The sequence below is a fragment of the Saccharothrix sp. HUAS TT1 genome, assembly GCF_040744945.1.
Classification (GTDB): domain Bacteria; phylum Actinomycetota; class Actinomycetes; order Mycobacteriales; family Pseudonocardiaceae; genus Actinosynnema.
Genome location: NZ_CP160454.1, coordinates 167,431 through 184,573 on the forward strand (window position 1 = coordinate 167,431; position 17,143 = coordinate 184,573).

Below are 17,143 nucleotides of genomic sequence, written 5' to 3' on the forward strand. Positions count from 1 at the left end.
ACTCCCGATCGAAGGAGCCGCGCCGTGCGCGAAGAACTCGTCCCCGTCCTCCAGGCCGCGGGCGTCACCCACACCCCCGACGAGATCCTGGCCCACCCCGCCGTGCCCCGGCCGGTGAAGACGCTGCTGCTCGACGCGGCGCGCCTGGCCGAGGGCAAGCGGTCCGACCTGCTCGGCAAGGCGCGACAGGTCACGTCCGTCGTGACGACCCTGGTCGCCAAGCTCGACGTGGGCCACTCGGTCAACCGGCTCGGCGAACTCCAGAACACCGGCCTCCAGCTCGACCTGCTGTGCGCCGAGTACGCCACCGCCGTCGACCAGCTGGAGGGCGTGGCCCGCACCTGGCTCGCCCTGACCGCCGACGTCGACGTGCCGCCCGCGCCCGCGACCGCCTGACCACCACTTCCGCACCGACCACCATCCCCGCCCGCGCGGGCCCGGCCACCCCTCGGCCGGGCCCGCGCCCACCCCTGCCCGAAGGAGGCACCGATGGCCCGCATGGCAGGCCGCACCGCCCGCGTCCAGACCTGCTGCCGCTCCTGCGTTCCCGCCGACCACCGGGCCGACCCGGTGCGGCGCGACCGCCGCGCCGGCAAGGCCGAGACCCGCCGCGCCGCGCTCGACGCCGCCGGCGACCGCTGACCGCGCGCGATCCGAGAACCATCCCACCCCGACCCGGGAGAACAACGTGCAGGAACCACAGGAGAAGGTGGGCGCGGCCGACGAGGCGCCGCACCCGCCGTTCCACGTCAGCTGGAGCAGCGTCCACCACTTCCAGGCCCTCATCGACCCCGCGCTGCCCGAGCACGCGGGCCTCACCCCGGCCGACTTCCCCCGCTACGACACCGAGCCGCTGTCCGACGAGGTCGACACCCTGCTCGAAGACCTGGAGACCGGCGAGCACAGGGAGAGCCGCGACGGGCGCGAGGTCTCCACCGTCGTCGCCCTCGACGGCATCGAGCTGGGGGACGGATGAGCGGCCCCGGCGTGCACCCCGGCACCGGCCTGCCTACCTGGCGCGGCCGGATCGTCCCGCACGTCACCGCGTGGAGCGGCGAACAGGTCGACCCGATCACGCGCCCCTTCGGCTACGTCACCCGCGACGACGGGCGGGAGTACCTGACCTACGAGCACGCCGAGGTCTCCGGCCTGGCCGCGGGCAGCCCGCTGCTGGAGCAGCGCGACCTGTTCGGGCTGCTGTGGTTCTCCGGCCACGACCGGCCCGGTGTCGGGGAGCCGCAGTTCGCCATCGTGCACGCGCAGCGACAGCGGGACTGCATGATCGGCCGCCGCTGCCAGGTGTGCGGGACGCCGTTCCCGCGCGGCGGGCCGGTCACGTTCCTGGTGCCCGAGCACGTGGTGCCCGAGGACGGCCGGCCGTTCGAGACCGCGCACCCGCCGGTGTGCGGGCCGTGCCGCCCGTACGCGCTGGTGCAGTGCCCGCACCTGCGGCAGGTGCCGTTCGCGTGGGTCGTCGCCCGCGCCTACCGGCCCACCGGCGTGCTGGCCGACCTGTACGTGCCCGACCGCGGGACCGGCGGGATCGACGAGGAGACGGGCGTGGTGCTGCCGCTGGGGCACGTCCTGCTGCGGTACGCGGTGACCAAGCAGCTGCGGGTCACCGTGCGCTCCTACACCGTCGAACCGGCCGCACCGCACCGCGCCGACCGGGGGCCGGGCAGGCGTTGAAGCCGTCCGCAGCGCGTGCCGCGCGGTCGCCCGGCACTCCTCCATCGCGGAGAGCCGGTCATCGTTCGGTTCCTCGACGCGGGGTGGTCGGGCGTCGCCGTGGCACGACAGGGTCGGGGACGGGCGGCCGACCCGCCGGCCAACTCAAGGTACCTCCCAGCCTGCGGTAACGGTCCTGAGTGGACTGGCGGCTGATGCCCTCGTAGACGCGGTCGGCGACCTCCTGCCACCGCCATCCCCCGTCGAGCAGGGCTTCCAGGGAGGCGACCTCGGCCGCGTCGAGCGCGGCCCGCAGGCGCGGCAGCATTGTCAGCCACTGCGCCAACTGTTCCGGCGCGACGGTGCGCGGGTCGATCTCGGTCAGGTCGCGGACCAATTCGGGTAGCGCAGGACCGCCCGGGGTGGCACCGGGGTCTTCCGAACGGTCGGTGTGGCGCATCGGCGAATCTCCCGGATTTCACAGCGCAGGAGACCGGTGGCTCACAAGCCGGCCCGGTCGGCGCAGACGACACGGCTGCCGCACGTCCGGTTGCGCAGTGTAACGAAGGTCCGCGTGTTCGGTGGTGAGGAGAACGGCCCGCCGAAGCGCGTCGCGCGCCTCCGATCAGGTGACATGATGTCACATCACATGATTTCAATTCATGTGATGTGACATCATGTGAATGGTCCGGCCAACGACAGGGAGCACCCGATGGCCCAGTACGACCTCACCGATCTCGTCACCCGCATCACCGCCGCCGGGGGCGACCCCGCCGACCTCCTCGGCGTCGCCGAGCGCATCGTCAAGCACGGCGGCACCTACTACGCGCACAACCGACAGTCCCAGTACGCCGCGCAGAACTTCACCGCCGACCTCGAACGGGCCGTGGCGGCCCGCGCCGCCGAGCAGGCGAAGCTCGCCGACCGCAAGGCCGCCGCGACCGAGATGCTGGCCAAGGTCCGCGCCGGACTGACGCTGTTCACCAAGACCCCTGGGCACGGCTGGACCATCGTCGGCCCCACCTCCTCCCTGACCTCCGGCGCGCAGCTCGACGTCACCAAGACCGACGGCACCACCAAGCCCGTGTTCGTCCGCTCGGTCATCGCCTCGTTCTCCCGCGACGGGGTGGACTACTCCACCGCCACCTTCACCTCCCTGCCGCGCCTGACGGCCGGCCGGCCTCGCACGGCACGCACCCGGGGCCGCTGCGACGGGTGCGGCAACTACTCCTCCCAGCTCACCCTTGTGGACGACTCCTCCGGCGTGCAGGGGTCCTGCTGCCCGCGCTGCGCCCGCCTCGACCCGCTGGAGCTCTCGTTCGGCTGACCTGCCCCGCCCTCTCCGTGCCCGCCTCTTCGTTCCCGCACGTGCGGGACCTCATCCACAGGAGCCGTTCGTGACCGTCCCCATCAGCACCACCGCCGGTGTGGTCGACGTCGACACCACCACCCTGACCCCCACCGCCGCCGCCCTCGCCCGCCTGTGGTCGGCCAACCCCCTGCACACCCCCGGCCCCGTCCACCTGGAGTCGATCCGCACCCTGCGGGAGATGACGCCTCCCGAGCAGATGGCCGAGGTGATCGCCTGGTACGGCGAGGACGCCCTGGACCGCCCGCACCGCGTGGTGTGGCCGTACCACGCCCGCGGTCACCGGGCGCACCCGCTGGCCGAGGAGCTGGAACGCCAGGCCGCCGCCCTGCCCGTCGGCTACCGGCCGGTCGGCTCCGCGCTCGACGAGGACGGCGACACCGCCCTGGTCGACGACGAGGACTTCATCACCAGCGACGAGGTGCTGGAACTGATGACCCGGCACGGCCGGCCCATCGGCAGGACCACGCTGGCCAACTACAAGCACCAGCCGCCCGCCGGCTGGCCCGGCATCGCCCGCTACGTCGGCCGCACCCCGCAGTGGTCGCGGCGGGGCGTGCTCGAGTACGTGTCCCGCTTCATCAGCGCCTACACCAGCTCCGGCACCGTCCGCGACTACGTCGTCGCCTTCCTGGGCGAGTTCGTGGACCACTACCACGTCGACCGCCTCACCGACGCCTTCCGCGAGGGCCTGCGCGACCACCTGCGCGAACACGGCATGGGCCTGGACGGCGACAGGTTCCTCGCGCCCCGCTCCATGCCCGAGGCCGAGGCCGAGGCCCACATCCGCGACGCGCTGTCCAGCGTCGAACTGGGGCAGATGATCGACGACTTCGACCGCCACGACGACGCCGAGCGCATGGTCGTCACGGTCCTCACCGCCCCGGACGGCACGCCGATGGAGCAGCGGGTCGTCCAGGACGAGCCCGTCGACCGCACGAAGCGCCCCGACATCGACGCGATCCGGCTGGTCGCCGCGGGCCTGGGCGACGAGCCGGGCGAGATCGAGCCGGGCACGGTGTGCCGGGTGGCGCTGGTCGACGCCGACGGCGACGAGATCATGACCCGCGACGTCCGCACCTGGTAGAAGGGTGGGCCCGCGATGCGCTACGGCGACCCCGACGGCTTCGGCCGTCACGGCATCCTCGACCTCGACGCCTTCGGCAACCCCGTCTGCCACGAATGCGGGCAGCCCTACCCGTTCCTCGGCCGCCACGTCCGCCGCCACGGCATCGACCCCGACCGCTACCGCGAACGGCACGGCCTCGGCCGGCAGACCCCGCTCGCATCGCGGCAGATCCGCGCCGAGATGAGCAAGGTCGGCAAGACCAAGGTCGACGCGCCCTGGTGGCCGAAGTTCAGGGCCTCCCTCGACACCGAGGGCTCCCTCCGCGCCGCCCGCGCCGCGCACGCGCAGGGAACCCGTCCCGAGACGCGGCGGCGCAAGCAGGACAACGCGGTCCAGGCGATGAGGGACGCCAACCTCGCCCGCCGCAATCCCACCGTGCACACCTGCCTGATCTGCGGGGCGCAGTGGTGCCGCATCGGCAAAGGCCGGCCGCCGAAGGTGTGCTCCGACGCGTGCCGGGTCCGGCAGCTCGGTTGGGACCCGCGCGCCGCCCGCACCATCCTGCTGCGCCCCGAGCGGGTCGACTGGAAGGCGCCCATCCCGGAGATCCGGGCGCAGTGGGTGGAGCCGCCCGAGATCGCCCGCGTCCTGGGCCTGTCGCGGGCCTACGTGTACCGGGTGCTGCGGCAGGAACGCGTCGACCCCGGCCGTCGGTGAACTCCACCGGACAGCCGCCGGCCGGATGGCCGCCGGACGCGACGGAGGGGCGGGCCGCCGGAGGGAGGCCCGCCCCTCGCCCGCGTCAGCGCCAGGTGGCGGAGGCCGGGCAGGTGTCGGTGATCCTGGGCAGGGTGGGCATCTGCGCGCCCATCTCCATGCCGCCGAGGCCGGCCAGGTTCACCGACCCGGACGGGGGCAGCCACGCGACGATCTCGCCGTCCTTGACCACGAGCACCTCGTCGAAGGTGACACGGCCCCGGGTGGCGGCGAACAGCAGCACGGCGGCGTCGTCGGCGGCCGGGAGGTCGGTGTAGCGGGTCCACCTGCACCAGCCGCTCTTGACGACCAGCGAGTAGACCGGGGCGGTGGTGGGCGCGGTGGTCATCGGTTCCTCCGAGGCGGCTCGTCCTTGCTGCATGTCATGTACATGATATGCAGGTTTCCAGTAGCTTTGCAAGTAGCTTTCAAAGCGTCGCTGGGTCACATCACCGCCCCCCGGCCGAGCCCACGGTCAGCGTGTCGCCCGGCCGACCCCGCCCGGCCCGGGGTGGTCCGGCAGTTCCTCGTAGGCGAAGCCGCTCGCGCCGGGCACCAGGTCCAGGCGGGCCAGCAGCGACGTCGACGCGGCCGTGCAACCGTCCGGCCGCCCGGCCTCGCCGACCGCCCCGTCCTCGACCTGCGCCCGGGTCACCCCGAACGCCGCGCACACCGCGTCCCGCACGTCCCGCCCCACCGACTCGTCCATCCCGCCATCATCCCCGCACCCGGATTCCCGGGAACCCGGGAGCAGGTCGGGCCGGCGGCGGTCGCCGCGCCTACGATCGGCGGCACACGAATCCGCGTGCCGCCTGGCGAATCGGGGCCGGGCACGACCCCTAGGCCCCGAGGTGGACGCCATGTCCGAACCGCTGTCCGAGTCCGAATCCGAGCCGCAGGCCCCGCGCGGCGGGCGCCGTCGCCGACCACCGCGCCCGGCCGCCCTGGTGTGCGGGGCGCTCGCCCTGGTCGTCGCCCTGCTCGCCGTGTTCCTGCTGCCCGCCCTGCTGCGCGACGATCCGCCCGCGACCGTGCCCGACCGCACGATGGAGAAGGCGCTGGAGCTGTACGCGGCGGCCCGCCTGCTCGACGGCAACGTGTTGTCCTCCAGCTCGGCGACCAGGGCGCTGGAGACGTGGTGCGCCGACCACGAGCTGGCCAACCCGCCCACGGTGCGCGCGGTGCGCGACCCGCTGGTCGACCAGCCCGCCACCCCCGAGGTGCGGACCGCGTTGCAGGTGGGCAGCGACGACCCGGTGGTCTACCGGGAGGTGGAGCTGCGGTGCGGGCAGCGGCTGCTGTCCACCGCGGGCAACTGGTACGTGCCCGGCAGGTTGACCGAGGACATGAACCGCACGTTGCGCGAGTCCGACACCCCGTTCGGCACCGTGGTCGCCCCGCTGGGCATCTCGCGGCGCACCGTGGACGTCGAGCAGCTGTGGCCGCTGCTGCCGCTGCGGTGGGAGACCGCCGACGAGGCCGTGGTGCGGGCCTGGACCCGGGAGCACGTCGACGACGCCCGGTTCCGGGAGGAGCGGGCGATGTTCCGGCACGAGGCGCTGGTCACCGGCACGCAGGCCCCGGCCGGAGGGTTGCCGATCGCGCTGGTGCACGAGACCTACCGGCAGGGCGCGCTGAAGTTCATGGACCGCTGACCGTTGCCTTCCCCGTGCGGTGGATGCAGCCCTGCTCGACGCACTGCCGCGCCGAGCACCGGTGGTGGGAGATGTCGGCCGAGTCGTCCGACACCTCCGGGTCGACCCAGTCGCGGGCCCAGCAGCCACACGCCGGGCAGCGCCGGTCGAGCACGTCGTCCAGGGCGTTGCGCAGCAGTGTCAGCGCGTCCTGCTCGACGGCGCCGCCGTCCAGCGACGTGTAGCCGCGCAGGAGGCGCGCCAGGTCCGGCGGCACAGCGAGAAGAAGAGAGTCGTCGGCGGGAGGCCGCGCGGCGTCGAAGTCGTTGTCCACACCCTCCGGTACCGGCGGACCGACGTGATGTGCAGACGAGGACGGGAATTCACCCGATCCGGCGTCCAGCTCCCCGGGGTCAGAGGTGATCTTCCCGTCTTCCCGGGTGGTTCGGGAACGGCTCGTCGATCCACATTCCGTGCGGGGTGGCGCCGAGCATCGGAGCGTCCCGGGTGACCGGTTCGGGGAAGTCGGGCGGGGTGCGGCCGTACGCCTGCCACAGCTCCGGGCGGGCCGGGCCGAGCCACGGGTCTCCGGTGGGCCAGTGGCAGGACGGGCAGTAGCGGTTCGCCACGTCCTGCGGGTGCGGCGTGGTCCTGCCGCACACCGGGCAGGCGAACACCGGCCGCTCCTCAGGACGGTCCGTCCACAGCGTGCCGTCCTGCACCGAGGCGACCAGCTCGACGCGCAGGCCCAGGACCAGGGGCAGCGTCGGGGCGAGGGTGTCCCAGTCGTCGGGCAGCGGAAAGTCCTGCTCGGCGAACAGCGCTTCGGCCTGGGCACGGGTCAGCCGCAGCGGGCCGTCGAACGGCGGGCGACGCTCGTCCTCCGCAGCACGGCGGGCGCGGTCGACGGCGGCCAGCACGAGTTGCCACATCACGGTCGGTGACGGTAACGCGGCCGGTGACCGGTCGCGCCCCGACACGCGTCGACCCCCGCGGTCAGGGTCCGCAGGGGTCGACGCGGTGTCCGCCGGTTCCGGCGGTCACTCGGGGTGGAGCTCCGGAACGGGCAGGTCGCGCACGGCCAGGCCGTGCTCGGCGAGCACCGCGCGGCCCGTGTCGAGCAGGACGTCGCCGATCGCCTCCTCCAGCGCGGCGCGCACCCCCGGATGGTCGGCCGGTTCGTGGCCGAGGTGGAGCATCAGCTCGCCCACGACACCGGACAGGCCGCTGACCGGGCCCATGCCCACCCACATCCCGGAGGGCTCCGGCCACGACCGCCAGGGCGCGGTCACCGGCCGGCCGGGGCGGGGCGCGCGTCGACCAGGTGCACCACCGTCCCGCCGCCGGACACGCCGTCCTCGGCGGCGGTGCGGCCGGCGGACCGGTCGTCCGCGCCGAGCACCACGGTCAGCACGCCGGTGTCGTCGCGGTACACCGTGGCGTCCACGCGCTCCCCGTAGCGCAACTCGGGCAGCCCGGCGGCCGGGTCGACGTCGACGGCCGCGATGCCGGCGCGCCGCACGTTCCCCACGGTGGTGTGGGAGAGACCGAGCAGCCGGCCCAGCTCGCTGTCGTTGTCGCGCTTCTCACCCCACGAGAACACCACGTGCAGGCCCGCGTTGCGCAGGGCGACCCGTCGCTGCGCCCCCGCCGTGGCCACCGCGGCGTCCCGGGCCGTGGAAGCCAAGGCGGTGCGGTAGGCGTCGCGCAGCTCGCGGCGGCGCAGCGACGCCCACGCGGGCAGGCCGGTGAGGTGCACGCCGCGTTCCCGCCACCGGTCCCGGGTGATGGCCACCCAGCCGGGCAGCTCGTCGTCGTGGGCGTCGCGCAGGCCCTCCACGTCGTCCACCGGCCACTCGGAGAACCAGGCGACGGCATCGCACACCTTCATCCCGCCGTGCGCCGCGTGGCGGGCCCCGTACAGCCAGGCGCGGGCACCCGCCACGGTGCGCCGGTGCGGGCCGTGCGCCGAGCCGTTCCAGCCGAAACGGTCGAACACGCCCGGCAGCATGTCGTCCACGTACTCGAACAGCAGGCCGCGGGCGAAGTGGGTGGCGACGAACTCGATCGTGTCGTCGGTGGCATCGCCGATGCCGTCCCGGCCGATCCAGCTGCGGATGCGGTCCAGGGCGTCGGGGCGGACGTCGAGCAGTTCGTCGATGTCGCGCAGGCCCGTCCACTCGACCGAGTCGTCGGGTTCGACCGGGTCGCGTCGGCACAGGTCGTGGACGGTCCAGCCGGCGCGCAGCGCGGCGGCGCTCCAGTCGAGTTCGTCGCGGCCGGGGATGGGGCGCAGGCCGGCGACGAGGGCCTGCGCGTAGGGCAGGACGCGAGCGGCGAGGGCGTTGCCCGCCGCGGCGTCGAGCCACGGCAGCTGCGGGACCACCTCCGGATCGCTGGAGTCGATCATCCAGGAGATCCGGGCGGGCACGCGCTTGAGGTCGAACGGCGGGAAGTGCTCGGCGCGTTCGTTCTCCAGGCGCTGCTGGAGCGGGACGCGCCAGTCCTCGCCGTGGAAGAAGAACTCGCCGGTCGTCAGGTCCAGCACCAGGTGCTGGTAGTGGCCGGCGCGGTCGCTCAGGTGCGGGATCGGCGGCAGTTCGTCGTCGGTGACAGCGCGCAGCCACACCTTCTCGGGTGGGGCGGCGGGCAGCCGGGCCGGGGTGCTCGTGGACACCGTGGACTCCTTCGAGGGTTGGGGATGTGCGCGGCCACCATCCCAGCGCCACACCCCATCTGCAAGGGGGTTGCAGCTTTGAGCATCGTTGTTCAACCGTTCGGGCTAGCCAAGCCTGTGAACAGGGCAAATACAGCCGTTATCACCTTGCCGACCTACATGTGACCTGCATATGATGTACATGACATGCAAGAACGTCCCGATCATGGAGGTGATCCCCGGTGGCCCTCACGCCCACCCCGCGCACCCCGGCGCCGCGCACCATCGCCGCGTGGCTCGACGAGCACATCCCCGGCATCGACCACGAACGCGCCGAAGGAGCCGGCAACGACCTCGCCGCCTGCTGGGCCGACGGCGACGACACCCGCTACGAGTCCGCGATGGACGTCCTGCGCGGCCGGCTGCTCGACACCGAGCAGCACCCGCGCGACTTCGTCGACCGCATGGCCGCCGACTTCGGCGTCACCCTCACCTGAGCGCCGGCCATGCCCGTCGACCAGCTGCTCACCGCCGGCGTCCGCGTCGTCGTCACCGAGGGCGGCGCACACCCGAGCGTCCTGCGGCGCAACATCCCCAACCTGACCTTCGGCGGCGCGCAGGCGCTGCTGGCCCGGCTGCGCGGCATTCGCGTCCTGGGCCCCGCAGACGTCGTGCTGTACACGCCCGACCGGCTCGACGACGTGCTCGCCGCGCTGCTGCGGCACAGCACCCTGCCGGAGGACCCCACCGCGCTGCCCACCGCCCGCGAGCGCGCCGAACAGGCCCGGCGCGAACGCGAGGCCGCCGCGAACACCAGGCCCCGGAGCCCCCGATGATCATCGGGCGGGACCCGGACGACCGCGACAGGTTCGCCCTGGACCGGCTGCTGTGGAACCACCGCTGGGACCGGGAGGCGGCCCGCGAATTCGGGCAGGGCCTGCTGCCGTTCGACGGCGCGGACGGCCACCTGGCCGACCCCGAACCCGAGTTCCACGGCACCTCCGTCGGCCTGCGCCGTCACGTCGAGGCCGGGCAGGACCTGTGCTCGCCGTGCCGGGCCTGGTTCGACGAACTCGCCGCCGGCGGCTACGCCACCGGACCCACGCCGGCCGACACCGCGGCATCCGACGACCCGGCCGGCGCTCGACCGGCCGACGAACCGAAGGAGACCGGCGCACCGTGACCACACCCTGCCCGCGGCGTCCGTGCCCGTCCGGCGGTCCGCCGCCGCACGGCGCACCCGGACCTGCGCCGCCCACGCGCCTCGACACCGGCGACCCGACGCTGCCCGCGACCATCCGCGCCCAGCAGCCGCCCGACCACTGGCCCGCCTGCGAGTGCGGCAACGACCCGACCGGCGCCGGCTTCTACGCCGTCGCCGACACCGGCAGGTGGGTCGAACCCATCGAGGCCGACTGGCCGCGCCCGCTGATGGGCTGCAACAACCCCGCCTGCGGCCTGGTCCACGACCTCGACGGCTTCGACCCCGCGACCCTGACCTACCCGGTGGTCGGGCGCATCGTCACCGGCCGCCTGGCCGCCGCCACGGCCGCCGCCGACGACCTCGACCATCCCCGCCCACACCAGGAGCGCACGCCATGACCGACACCCGCACTGACCCCGCCGGAGCGCGCAGCCGCATCGAGGAGCTGAAGGCCGAGGTGGCGCGGCTGACCCGCGCCAACGCCGCGCTGGCCGAGCGGCCCACGGTGGACGCCTACCAGCGGGTGTGCGACTCGGTGGAGGTGCGGCGCAAGGCCCTGGCCGAGGCGATGGGCGCCGAGCCGGGCACCGCGTTCTGTGAGCTGGTCGACCGCGCCGCGATCCTCCGCGAGGCGTCGGCACGCGACCGGGAGCGCTGGCTGTCGCACTTCGACACGCTCTGCGCCGACGCACGGGCCGACCGGCCGGTGGACACGCTGGAGATGAACGCCGCGTACACCGCGAGCATGGTCCTGATGTACGTGGAAGCGCTGCTGGGCGGGCACGCCACCGAGCCCGGCGCGCTGGGCAGCTACGACTGGCTGCTCGACGCGATGAGCCTTGGCCGCAAGACCGTCGAGGACATCCTCGCCCGGCCGCGCCGCGTGCTCGCCGAGGACCCCGGCGACGCGCGCTGACCGCCTTCCCCGCCGTGCCTCTCGCCGCCGTGGGATGCGAGAGGCGCGGCGGTGCTTTACCCGTGTTAACCAGGCCATATACCCCTTCACGTGACCCCCATCACCTACATATGATGTACATATGACGCAGCCAAGCAGGCGGGAGCAGGGCATGACCGACGCCGACACGCACACCGACTGGGGCGCGCTGGTGCGCACCACGAAGAACCTGCTCGACGACTACCAGACCACCCAGGCCGCGCTCGCCCAAATGCCGCCCGAGCTGCGCGCCGCGCGGCGCGGCGACCGCGTCGAGTACCTGATCGACGACACGCGCCTGGTGAAGACCTTCGCCGCGCGGGCCGCGATCGGCCGCGGGGATCGCGTGCGCGCCGCGATCCGGTTCACCGACGGGTCGGTCGCCGAGATCCGGTACATGACCGAGCTGGTCGTCTCGCCCACGCCCGAGGCCGAGTTGCCCGCGTGCGCGTTCTTTTCGGGCAGTGGCGCGCGGTGCGCGAACTGCCGTATCCGCCGCGCCATGCACGCCTGACCAGCCCATACTCTTCACTCCGCCCGCGTTGAAACCTACTTGCAGACCTCCATCATATGTGCATATGATGGAGGTATCACGCAGCACACCGGATCGTTTCGGAGGCACCGATGACCACCGCCACCCGCCCCGCCGGCACCACCACCGGCACGCTGTTCACCCGCCCCGGCGAGGTGCTGATGGAGATCGCCTCCCCGGACGCCGGCGTGTGCGCGGCCACCGGCAAGCCGCTGGCCGCCGGCCTGTTCGCCTGGGACCACCGCATCAGCTCCGGCCCCCAGTACGACCGCCGCCCGTGGACGCTCGGCGAGGACGCCTTCCCCTCCGTCCGCCACACCGACGGCACCGACTGCCCCTCCTGGGGCCGCTTCCACACCGGCTGCACCGCCAAGCCCCGCTGCGCCGGCTGCGGCGCCCACGACAGCCTCACCACCACCCACGAGACCTGGGACGACGTCACCACCTGCGGCGCGTGCGGCCACACCGTGCGCCGCCCCACCGGTGACTGACCGTCCCCTGCCGGTCGGCCCGCCCTCCCTCCCCCGCAGGGCGGGCCGACCACCCGACCACCACCCCAGTCGGCCCCGACACCCGGGAAGGAGCACGTCCGCGATGGCACAGCACGGCCCGATGGACCCCGTCGTGAAGGCGCGCTGCCTCGACCTCACCCGCGGCGACGTCGAGCACCCGCGCATCTGGGGCACCCGCCGCCAGGTCGAGGACGCGCTGCCCACCGCCGGCAACCGGTGGCTGCGGCCCATGCGCGCCCGCAACCGGTTCTTCTTCGGCTGGTGCGGCGCGCAGCTGATCAGCCTCTCCGACCAGCTGGTCACCGTCCGGTTCCTCGTCCAGGACGGCGTGGGCGGCGTGCTGACCTGTCCGCGCCCCACCGACGTCGACCCGCCCGAGCCGCGCGCCCTGACCGCCGCCTACGTCGACGCCCACCGCGACGTGCGGATGCGGCTGCGCGACGCCGCCGGCCCGGTCGACGCGACCCTGCTGCTGGCCGACGGCAGCCACGTCGTCTACCGCGACCACGACCTCGACCGGGTCGTCGCACGCCGCATGGCGACCCTGTGGCCCGAGACGGTCGAGGTCCACGAGATCGGCTACAGCGCCGGCTCCGACGAGACCACCACGGCGGGCCGCTGGGCCTACCTCTACGACGCGTGGTGCTCGTGCGGGCGGTTCGCCGTGCACGAGACCACCGCGGGCGCCCGCCGCCTGGCCGTCGCCCACCACCTGCGCGCCGGAGGTGCCGCGTGACGTTCAACCCGCGCGACGTGGTGGTGTGGAACAACGGGGAGGACCCGCCCGAGGAGGGCGTCGTCCTCTCCGTCGGCGCGTTCGGCGATGTCACCGTGTACGTGCACGAGGACTACGACAGCTGCGGGCCCCATCGCCTGTACGTGTCCGACACCCACCTGACCAAGATCGGCGAGGGCGGTTACTACCCGACCGACTACTGACCGCCCCGCCGAACACCCCAACCCAACCCGAACCAACCTGCCCGACCCGAGGAGAACACCGTGTCCGACCAGCACAACCCGCCCGGCACCGGCACGTCCGGCACCGGCGGCCCCGCCGAGCCCGACTTCGCGGCCCTCGCCGCCGAGGCCGGCCTGAGCATGGGCCTGCCGCCCGCCGAGGACATCCCCACCGACCCGGCCGAGCTGGCCGCGCTGATGAACGAGATCGACGACGAGCACATGACGCGCCTGCACGCCCTGCTCGTCGACCGCCACGGCCGCGCCGACGGCGCGCGGCTGTGGGAGGAGGCGTTGCGGGTGATCGACGCCGAGTCCGAGCTGACCGGTGCGCTCGCCGTCTACACCGCCGCGCTGGACACGGTCGCCAAGGGCGCCGACCGCGCCTTCACCGCGTTCGGCCGGCTGTCCCCGCTGCACGGCGAGTACGGCGACGGCACGAACACCGACGACACCCTGCACCTCCTCGACGGGATCGCGCGGGCCGTGCGGGCGCTGCGGCGCATCCACGCCGACGCCACCCGCTGACCACGGACGGGAAGGCGAATCCGATGGCAGTCACACCACCGCCCGACGTGATCGACGGGCTGCGGCCCAACCGCGCCAGCGTCGTCCACCACGAAGCCGGGCACGCCCTCGTGGCCGCGTTGCACGACCTGCCGATCAAGCACCTGGAGGTCGGCTACGCCAAGGGCGGCCTGTTTACCACCTGGTACACGGTGACCGGGGTCCTGCGCATGACCCACGACACCGACGACAACCCGCTGGAGCAGGCGTTGACCGGAGCCGCCGGCGTCATCGCCGAGGCCGTGCACCGCCGCGCCGTCGACGGCGGCCGGCTGCCCGCGCGGATCAAGGAGGCGCGCAGGCGCAACAACGACGTCGAAGGCCTCAACGACAAGAAGCTCGTCGCGAAGTACGCGCGCCTGGCCGGCCTGTCCGACGACAAGGTGTTCGAGCGGGCGCTTCCGCTCGTGCTGGACCGCTGGTCCACCGTGGAGGACCTGGCCGCCGAGCTGGACGCGACCGGCAAGCTCGACGCGCGCCGCATTCGCCGGGTGGTGGGCGTGTGACCGCCGCCGGATCCGAACCCACCGGACCCGACCCCGCCGGACCCGACCCGGGCGTGTCCGCCCCGGGCGACTCCGGCCCGGACGGGGTGGGGCGGCCGACGCCGACGCGGATCGCGCGGATCGCGCAGGACGTGGTGCGGCAGACCCTGGCCGACAACGCCTCCGCCGGGCTCCAGCTCGCCGTCGCCGAGGTCGTCGGCATCAATGACCAGTACGCCGGGATGGTGCTGCTGACGTCCGCGCTGCGCAGCGGCAGGATCGGCGCCGACCGCACCGCCCGCCTCCACCAGGCGATGGGCGCGCGGCGGCGGGCGGAGCTGGCCGGGTGGGCGCGCGGCATCGCCGACGTGCTCGCCGCCGCCGGCATCGACCTGGACGACCGGGGCACCACCGTGGACGGGCTGCGCCGCTACGCCGACCTGCTCGACCCGCGCGAGCACGTCGTCGGCGTCCGCGTCGACGAGCAACTGCGGGCGTGCGCGGCGACCTGCTCATGCGGCTGGCCCAAGGTGCTCGGCTACACCGACCCGGGCGAGCTGCCCGCGGTGCTGGTGCGGGCCGGGCTGTGGGGGCGGCGGCACGAACGCGAACCCGACCTCGACCACCAGGACGAGCCGCAGGACGAGCCGGACACCGGCGACGCGGGCGGGGACGTGACGGCATGACCGCCGGCGACCGGCCCGACCCGCCCGCCCGGGACCTGCCCGACATCGCCGCCGCCGTCGCCCGGCTGGCCGACCAGCGCTACCGGCGCACCGTCGGCATCCAGCCCGCGGCCGTCGAACGCGCCCGGCAGGCAGCCGCGAACATGGCGCTGGCGACCGCCATCGGCAGGGTCGCGGGCGCGCTCGGCCCCGACTACGGGCCGCTGCGCATCCTCGCCGAGCACCTGCGCGTCGGCCGGCTCACCGGCGTCGACGTCGGCGACCGCCACCGGCAGGTGTTCCCGGAACCACGGGCCCGGCTGGTCGCCGACACCGTCCGCGACATCGCCCGCGTCCTGGCCGCCTCCGGCGTCGACCTGCTCGACGACGGGCGCACCGTCGCGGGCCTGTTCGCCTACGGCGACGCCCTCTCGCCACGCGAACACGTCACCGGCATCGCGCTGACCACCGGGGCGCTGCTGATGGCGACCGCCGGGTGCAGCAACTGCGGGTGGGGCGAGGTGTTCCCCTACGCGCGCCCCGGCGAGTCGGACCAGGCGCTGCGGGCCGCCGACGAGGCGGCCCGCGCGCACGAAGCCGACCCCGGCCGCACCCTTCCCGACGACACCGGCGACGACGCCGGAAAGGACATGATCCCGTGAACCAGCCCCCCGGCACCGATCCGCCCGCCGCGCCGCCGCCACCCGACGTCGGGGCCCTGGCCGCCCGCGTGGCCGACGCCTACGAGACCTCGCGCCACGCGACCGGCCCGCACGACCCGTCGCCGGACACGGCGTGCGCGGACGCGCTCACGGAGGCCGCGGACGTCGTGTTCGGCGCGCGTACCCCGGAAGCCACCACGTTCCGCGGCCTGGCCGTCCGCTTCCGCTCCTTCGCCGGGTCGGGCGCCGAGCTGGCCGCCGGCCACCTGGAGCAGTTCGGGCCGCACGCCCCGCCCGGCCGGGTGGCGTACGTGACCGCGCACGTGCGGCTGCTGGCCGACGTCCTGACCGCCTCCGGTGTGGACCTGCTCGACGACGGCCGCACCGTGGCCGAGCTGAACGCCTACGCCGACGTGTTCGCCGCGCACCCGCTGCACGACGCCGCGCCCGCCTCGCGCGGACCCCGACCCGACCCGCGCACCCTGGGCGGCGCGCTGAACCTGCTGCTGCCCGACTTCGTCGAAGACCTGCTCGACCGCGCCGCCGGCGACAGCCCGCCGGCCCACCGGCCGGCCGGCCACCCGCACCCCGGCCCCTCCGCCACGACCCCGCCACGAGAAGGACAGGACCGATGACCACCACCACCCCCGCCGGCTCCACCAACGCCGGCCCGCCGCCCGCCCGGCCCGAGCCGCTGTCCGGTCCGCGCACCACCCCCGACGGCCGCACCTTCCCGTGGGGCCCGATCGACGCCGTGCACACCATCGGCCCCTACGAGATCGTCGAGTTCCGCTGGGACGCCAGCCGCGGGCCTCGCGGCAGGTGGACCCAGCACGGCACCACCTTCTTCCACCCCTACGTCAACGGCTGCGACACCGAGCGCTACCACAGCACCCTCGACGGGGCGCTGGTCGACGCCGTCGCGTTCCGCTCCGAAGGCCCGAACAGCTCGGCCGGCTACTACTTCCTGCGCATGATCGGCGCGGGCACCGACGGGACGGACGGTGAGGGCGGTGGACGCGGCTGAGGCGTCGCGGCACGCCCGCGAGATCGCCGCCGACGTCGTCGGGGACCTCGACCCGGCGGGCCTGGCCTACGTCGTCGACCTCGATGTGGACGACGAGGCCCTGGACGCGATCCGGGGGGCGCTGGCCGACCTCGCGGCACGCCTGCGCCGCGAGCACCCCCACGGCGAGCACCCCGCCGGCGACCGGCCGGAGGAGGTGTCCGAGGACGACGGCCCCGAGGAGGAGCACGAGCCCACCGGGCGCATGGTGTGGCCGCCCGACGACGGGACCGACGGCGGGCGGCACGCGTCGATCGTGGTGTGCGACCGGGCGCGGTGCCGTACGTCGGCATCGGCGTGGGTGCGGTCGCGCACCGGCCACGACGGCACGTTCCTGCCGTTCCGGCACGCGAGGACGTGACAGGTAGCGGCTACCCTGAACGTCCCTCACCAAGGGGTGTGACCTG

At 74.2% G+C, this 17,143-nt stretch carries 31 protein-coding genes; 24 read left to right on the plus strand and 7 right to left on the minus strand.

Annotated features, from left to right (window positions below; all coding sequences use genetic code 11):
* Positions 1 to 24 precede the first annotated feature (24 nt).
* The 4 genes from AB0F89_RS38530 (at position 25) to AB0F89_RS38545 (ending at position 1,689) form a co-directional block, all read left to right on the plus strand.
* On the plus strand, positions 25 to 396 hold the full coding sequence (locus tag AB0F89_RS38530) for a hypothetical protein (protein WP_367139427.1): 372 nt from the start codon (positions 25 to 27) through the stop codon (positions 394 to 396).
* A gap of 93 nt (positions 397 to 489) precedes the next feature.
* Positions 490 to 642: a hypothetical protein gene (locus AB0F89_RS38535; RefSeq protein WP_367139429.1), complete on the plus strand. Its 153-nt coding sequence runs from the start codon at positions 490 to 492 to the stop codon at positions 640 to 642.
* A gap of 46 nt (positions 643 to 688) precedes the next feature.
* Positions 689 to 976: a hypothetical protein gene (locus tag AB0F89_RS38540; RefSeq protein WP_367139431.1), complete on the plus strand. Its 288-nt coding sequence runs from the start codon at positions 689 to 691 to the stop codon at positions 974 to 976.
* Entirely contained in the window at positions 973 to 1,689 is a 717-nt protein-coding gene (locus AB0F89_RS38545; RefSeq protein WP_367139433.1) for a hypothetical protein, read from the plus strand. Before AB0F89_RS38540 ends, AB0F89_RS38545 begins: the two co-directional genes overlap by 4 nt.
* Before the next feature lie 58 nt (positions 1,690 to 1,747).
* Here the strand turns inward: AB0F89_RS38545 and AB0F89_RS38550 are convergent, their stop codons facing one another.
* Entirely contained in the window at positions 1,748 to 2,128 is a 381-nt protein-coding gene (locus AB0F89_RS38550) for a hypothetical protein (RefSeq protein ID WP_367139435.1), read from the minus strand.
* Between the two features lie 252 nt (positions 2,129 to 2,380).
* Here AB0F89_RS38550 and AB0F89_RS38555 point away from each other — a divergent pair, with 252 nt between their 5' ends.
* The 3 genes from AB0F89_RS38555 to AB0F89_RS38565 all read left to right on the plus strand — a co-directional run bounded on the left by AB0F89_RS38555 (position 2,381) and on the right by AB0F89_RS38565 (position 4,823).
* Positions 2,381 to 2,995: a hypothetical protein gene (locus AB0F89_RS38555; RefSeq protein ID WP_367139437.1), complete on the plus strand. Its 615-nt coding sequence runs from the start codon at positions 2,381 to 2,383 to the stop codon at positions 2,993 to 2,995.
* A 70-nt stretch (positions 2,996 to 3,065) separates the two neighbouring features.
* Positions 3,066 to 4,124, plus strand: a complete 1,059-nt coding sequence (locus AB0F89_RS38560) for a hypothetical protein (RefSeq protein ID WP_367139439.1) — start codon at positions 3,066 to 3,068, stop codon at positions 4,122 to 4,124.
* 15 nt (positions 4,125 to 4,139) lie between these two features.
* Positions 4,140 to 4,823: a MucR family transcriptional regulator gene (locus AB0F89_RS38565; RefSeq protein ID WP_367139441.1), complete on the plus strand. Its 684-nt coding sequence runs from the start codon at positions 4,140 to 4,142 to the stop codon at positions 4,821 to 4,823.
* A gap of 85 nt (positions 4,824 to 4,908) precedes the next feature.
* Here the strand turns inward: AB0F89_RS38565 and AB0F89_RS38570 are convergent, their stop codons facing one another.
* The gene (locus AB0F89_RS38570) at positions 4,909 to 5,211 is read right to left on the minus strand and encodes a hypothetical protein (RefSeq protein ID WP_367139443.1); all 303 of its coding nucleotides are present in this window, start codon (positions 5,209 to 5,211) and stop codon (positions 4,909 to 4,911) included.
* 126 nt (positions 5,212 to 5,337) lie between these two features.
* Complete coding sequence (locus AB0F89_RS38575; RefSeq protein WP_367139444.1) at positions 5,338 to 5,571, minus strand: hypothetical protein; 234 nt, start codon at positions 5,569 to 5,571, stop codon at positions 5,338 to 5,340.
* Between the two features lie 151 nt (positions 5,572 to 5,722).
* Here AB0F89_RS38575 and AB0F89_RS38580 point away from each other — a divergent pair, with 151 nt between their 5' ends.
* On the plus strand, positions 5,723 to 6,517 hold the full coding sequence (locus AB0F89_RS38580; protein WP_367139446.1) for a hypothetical protein: 795 nt from the start codon (positions 5,723 to 5,725) through the stop codon (positions 6,515 to 6,517).
* Here AB0F89_RS38580 and AB0F89_RS38585 read toward each other — a convergent pair.
* The 4 genes from AB0F89_RS38585 to AB0F89_RS38600 all read right to left on the minus strand — a co-directional run bounded on the left by AB0F89_RS38585 (position 6,504) and on the right by AB0F89_RS38600 (position 9,173).
* Positions 6,504 to 6,830, minus strand: coding sequence for a hypothetical protein (locus AB0F89_RS38585; RefSeq protein ID WP_367139448.1), 327 nt, complete (start codon positions 6,828 to 6,830; stop codon positions 6,504 to 6,506). The genes AB0F89_RS38580 and AB0F89_RS38585 overlap by 14 nt on opposite strands.
* A 79-nt stretch (positions 6,831 to 6,909) precedes the next feature.
* Positions 6,910 to 7,431, minus strand: a complete 522-nt coding sequence (locus tag AB0F89_RS38590; protein ID WP_367139450.1) for a hypothetical protein — start codon at positions 7,429 to 7,431, stop codon at positions 6,910 to 6,912.
* A gap of 105 nt (positions 7,432 to 7,536) precedes the next feature.
* Entirely contained in the window at positions 7,537 to 7,737 is a 201-nt protein-coding gene (locus tag AB0F89_RS38595; RefSeq protein WP_367139452.1) for a hypothetical protein, read from the minus strand.
* A 47-nt stretch (positions 7,738 to 7,784) separates the two neighbouring features.
* Complete coding sequence (locus tag AB0F89_RS38600) at positions 7,785 to 9,173, minus strand: hypothetical protein (RefSeq protein WP_367139453.1); 1,389 nt, start codon at positions 9,171 to 9,173, stop codon at positions 7,785 to 7,787.
* A gap of 221 nt (positions 9,174 to 9,394) precedes the next feature.
* On the opposite strand from AB0F89_RS38600, the gene AB0F89_RS38605 reads away from it, so the two are divergent.
* The 16 genes from AB0F89_RS38605 (at position 9,395) to AB0F89_RS38680 (ending at position 17,097) form a co-directional block, all read left to right on the plus strand.
* Positions 9,395 to 9,649 carry a hypothetical protein gene (locus AB0F89_RS38605; protein ID WP_367139455.1) on the plus strand — a complete coding sequence of 85 codons (255 nt, stop codon included), beginning with the start codon at positions 9,395 to 9,397 and terminating at the stop codon, positions 9,647 to 9,649.
* 9 nt (positions 9,650 to 9,658) lie between these two features.
* Positions 9,659 to 9,988, plus strand: a complete 330-nt coding sequence (locus tag AB0F89_RS38610) for a hypothetical protein (protein WP_367139457.1) — start codon at positions 9,659 to 9,661, stop codon at positions 9,986 to 9,988.
* Positions 9,985 to 10,335 carry a hypothetical protein gene (locus AB0F89_RS38615; RefSeq protein WP_367139459.1) on the plus strand — a complete coding sequence of 117 codons (351 nt, stop codon included), beginning with the start codon at positions 9,985 to 9,987 and terminating at the stop codon, positions 10,333 to 10,335. Before AB0F89_RS38610 ends, AB0F89_RS38615 begins: the two co-directional genes overlap by 4 nt.
* Positions 10,332 to 10,754 (plus strand): hypothetical protein, encoded by a 423-nt coding sequence (locus AB0F89_RS38620; protein WP_367139461.1) that lies wholly within the window; start codon positions 10,332 to 10,334, stop codon positions 10,752 to 10,754. The genes AB0F89_RS38615 and AB0F89_RS38620 overlap by 4 nt, the downstream gene beginning before the upstream one ends.
* Positions 10,751 to 11,272: a hypothetical protein gene (locus AB0F89_RS38625; protein WP_367139463.1), complete on the plus strand. Its 522-nt coding sequence runs from the start codon at positions 10,751 to 10,753 to the stop codon at positions 11,270 to 11,272. Before AB0F89_RS38620 ends, AB0F89_RS38625 begins: the two co-directional genes overlap by 4 nt.
* A 121-nt stretch (positions 11,273 to 11,393) precedes the next feature.
* Entirely contained in the window at positions 11,394 to 11,804 is a 411-nt protein-coding gene (locus AB0F89_RS38630; RefSeq protein WP_367139465.1) for a hypothetical protein, read from the plus strand.
* A 110-nt stretch (positions 11,805 to 11,914) separates the two neighbouring features.
* Entirely contained in the window at positions 11,915 to 12,313 is a 399-nt protein-coding gene (locus AB0F89_RS38635; protein ID WP_367139467.1) for a hypothetical protein, read from the plus strand.
* 103 nt (positions 12,314 to 12,416) lie between these two features.
* Positions 12,417 to 13,070, plus strand: a complete 654-nt coding sequence (locus tag AB0F89_RS38640) for a hypothetical protein (protein ID WP_367139469.1) — start codon at positions 12,417 to 12,419, stop codon at positions 13,068 to 13,070.
* Positions 13,067 to 13,273, plus strand: coding sequence for a hypothetical protein (locus tag AB0F89_RS38645; protein ID WP_367139471.1), 207 nt, complete (start codon positions 13,067 to 13,069; stop codon positions 13,271 to 13,273). Before AB0F89_RS38640 ends, AB0F89_RS38645 begins: the two co-directional genes overlap by 4 nt.
* A 60-nt stretch (positions 13,274 to 13,333) precedes the next feature.
* Positions 13,334 to 13,819: a hypothetical protein gene (locus AB0F89_RS38650; protein WP_367139473.1), complete on the plus strand. Its 486-nt coding sequence runs from the start codon at positions 13,334 to 13,336 to the stop codon at positions 13,817 to 13,819.
* Positions 13,820 to 13,842: 23 nt separating this feature from the next.
* The gene (locus tag AB0F89_RS38655; protein WP_367139475.1) at positions 13,843 to 14,364 is read left to right on the plus strand and encodes a hypothetical protein; all 522 of its coding nucleotides are present in this window, start codon (positions 13,843 to 13,845) and stop codon (positions 14,362 to 14,364) included.
* The gene (locus tag AB0F89_RS38660; protein ID WP_367139477.1) at positions 14,361 to 15,029 is read left to right on the plus strand and encodes a hypothetical protein; all 669 of its coding nucleotides are present in this window, start codon (positions 14,361 to 14,363) and stop codon (positions 15,027 to 15,029) included. The genes AB0F89_RS38655 and AB0F89_RS38660 overlap by 4 nt, the downstream gene beginning before the upstream one ends.
* Entirely contained in the window at positions 15,026 to 15,670 is a 645-nt protein-coding gene (locus tag AB0F89_RS38665; protein WP_367139478.1) for a hypothetical protein, read from the plus strand. Before AB0F89_RS38660 ends, AB0F89_RS38665 begins: the two co-directional genes overlap by 4 nt.
* Positions 15,667 to 16,305, plus strand: coding sequence for a hypothetical protein (locus tag AB0F89_RS38670; RefSeq protein ID WP_367139480.1), 639 nt, complete (start codon positions 15,667 to 15,669; stop codon positions 16,303 to 16,305). The genes AB0F89_RS38665 and AB0F89_RS38670 overlap by 4 nt, the downstream gene beginning before the upstream one ends.
* Positions 16,302 to 16,697: a hypothetical protein gene (locus tag AB0F89_RS38675; RefSeq protein WP_367139482.1), complete on the plus strand. Its 396-nt coding sequence runs from the start codon at positions 16,302 to 16,304 to the stop codon at positions 16,695 to 16,697. The genes AB0F89_RS38670 and AB0F89_RS38675 overlap by 4 nt, the downstream gene beginning before the upstream one ends.
* Positions 16,684 to 17,097, plus strand: a complete 414-nt coding sequence (locus AB0F89_RS38680; protein WP_367139484.1) for a hypothetical protein — start codon at positions 16,684 to 16,686, stop codon at positions 17,095 to 17,097. The genes AB0F89_RS38675 and AB0F89_RS38680 overlap by 14 nt, the downstream gene beginning before the upstream one ends.
* Positions 17,098 to 17,143 lie beyond the last annotated feature (46 nt).